The sequence below is a fragment of the Streptomyces sp. PT12 genome (assembly GCF_003311645.1).
Classification (GTDB): Bacteria; Actinomycetota; Actinomycetes; order Streptomycetales; family Streptomycetaceae; genus Streptomyces.
Map to the genome: position 1 here is coordinate 1 of NZ_QEST01000115.1, position 1,613 is coordinate 1,613.

Below are 1,613 nucleotides of genomic sequence, written 5' to 3' on the forward strand. Positions count from 1 at the left end.
CCTCGATCTTTCGTGGTGGGCCGCTGACGGAGTCGGGGCCCGTTCTGTTGTCCGTGGTTGAGGGTGGGCAGGTCGAGGGCCCGGGTGTCGTCTCGGGTGGACGCCGGGTTCCACTGTTCCGGGCTTGGTCCTTTTCTCGTAGGGACAGGTGCATTTGCCTGGTCAGCCAGGGTTCGGCAGGAGTGCGAGGCGTTCGAGGGCGTCTGTGGTCTCGCGGGTCCAGGGCCAGTGGCGGGCGAGGCGGAGGATGCGGCGTCGGCCGGTGGTGACGAGTTGACCGGCCGTGGAGAACAGGCGGAACCGCAGTCGGCGGGGTTCCCAGAGCCGGGCGGGGCCGGTCAGGGCGAGCATGGGCATCCAGGCCAGCAGGTCGAGAGCGATCTGGACGATCTCCAGCCAGACCCTGTTCTGCGCGGTGTCGTGCAGGGGCAGGTTCCGCAGGCCGGTCGAACGCGCGGCCCGGATGCGGTCCTCGGCGCGGGCCCGTAGCCGGTGACGGAGTTCGAGTTCGGCGATCGGGGTCTTGGGGGTGTTGGTGGCGAAGCAGGTGATCCGCATGCCGTCCGCATCGGTGATCCTCAACTGGGCTCCGGGGTGCGGCCGTTCCTTGCGGACGATCAATCGCAAGCCCTTGGGCCATCCGTCGAGCAGATCGCCGGTGAGTTCGGCGATCCAGGCCCCGTCACGGACCTCGCCGCTGGTCTCAACGGCAGGCGTCCACGCTGATGCGGGGATCTTCAGCACGTGGCGGTGGATGGCTTCGGTGATCACCATGCCGACGGAGTAGGACAGCCAGCGTCCTCGCCGGGCAAGCCAGGCTATGAACTCATGGGTGCCCCCGGCCGTGTCGCAGCGGATCAGCGTCCGCCGTCCCCGCCGGTACTTCCCCGGTAGTTGAGCCAGGGCGAGTCCGGCGGCGGTAATGTGGTCGGCGGCGGTGTTGCTGCCCGCATTGCCGGGACGCAGGAGAGCGGCGACGGGTTCCCCGGTTCCTCCCGGTCCGTGATCGACGAACCCCATGAGCGGGTGGTGACCGTAGGTCTTCTTCCAGGTCGCAGCCGCATCCTGCTTGTCGGAGTGTGCGACGACCAGGACCCCGTCCAGGTCCACGATCACCTGCCCGTGGGCATGTGGAGCCTGGTCACCCGCCAATGCCCAGACGTGTTGGCGGACTTCGGAACGTGCGGTGCGGATCGCGGTCAGCGCCTTGTCGCCCGAGGCGGCGAGGGTGTCGATCAGCCGGGAGACCGTCGGATCGGAGGCGACCGGCCCGAACACGGCCGGCTCGGACCGCAGCAGGGCGATGTCGGCGAGGCAGTCCCCACCGAGCGCGACCGCCAGGGCGAGGTCCACGAGTGTCTTGCCGGGATCGTGGACGGCTCGGGGCTTCCGCCACGGCGCGAGGGCTGCGGAGATGGCCCGGCCGAGGCCGGTCTTGCGGACAGTTTCGACCAGCAGTACCGAACCGGCCTGGGAGACGACCTGACGGCCGTCGTCCTGGACACGAACATGCGGGTAGGACCCGATAGAGTACTTCACCTGGAAAGTGCTCTTTTCTTTGCAGCCAACAGGACCCTCAGCAAGTCCTATCGTTGCAGGTCAAGAGCACTTTC

1 protein-coding gene is annotated in these 1,613 nt (G+C 68.1%); it reads right to left on the reverse strand.

Annotated features, from left to right (window positions below; all coding sequences use genetic code 11):
* Positions 1–162: 162 nt before the first annotated feature.
* Positions 163–1,539 carry an IS1380 family transposase gene (locus DEH69_RS13430; RefSeq protein ID WP_113687185.1) on the reverse strand — a complete coding sequence of 459 codons (1,377 nt, stop codon included), beginning with the start codon at positions 1,537–1,539 and terminating at the stop codon, positions 163–165.
* Positions 1,540–1,613: the final 74 nt, after the last annotated feature.